The sequence below is a fragment of the Vibrio sp. D173a genome (assembly GCF_030248475.1).
Genome location: NZ_JAHGAH010001396.1, coordinates 1 through 510, shown reverse-complemented (window position 1 = coordinate 510; position 510 = coordinate 1). Strand labels below are relative to the sequence as shown.

Annotated in this window: 1 protein-coding gene; it reads left to right on the top strand. The window is 49.8% G+C overall.

Translation table 11 applies throughout. The annotated features are described in order from the left end of the window. Positions 1 to 510: molybdopterin-dependent oxidoreductase (locus KIV40_RS33605; RefSeq protein WP_285353752.1), on the top strand; the 510-nt coding region annotated here is incomplete at both ends.

Below are 510 nucleotides of genomic sequence, written 5' to 3'. Positions count from 1 at the left end.
CTTTGGTACGCGTAACTTTGGCCATCATGGTTCTTACTGTGGCTATGCTTTCCGTGCCGGCAGTGGCGCGGTTATTAACGATTTGGATAAGAACGCCCACTTAAAGCCAGACTTCGATAATGCCGAATACGTTATTTTTATTGGCATGTCACCAGCACAAGCGGGAAACCCGTTCAAACGTCAGGCTCGCCAGCTAGCCAAAGCACGCACCGAAGGCAAACTCGAATACACCATCATCACGCCGAGCTTGCCAGCAGGTTCATCCAGCCTTGCCGCGGGTGATAATAACCATTGGATGCCAATTAAACCGGGGACAGATTCCGCCTTGGTCCTTGGTATGATTCAGTGGATCATCAATAACGAACGCTACAACAAAACCTTCCTCGCTCAACCGGGCGAAACAGCAATGAAAAAGGCAGGTACCGCACATTGGTGTAACGCAACACACCTTGTGATCAGTGCTGAATCTCACTCACGTAATGGGCATTTCTTGCGTGCTTCTGAAATGGG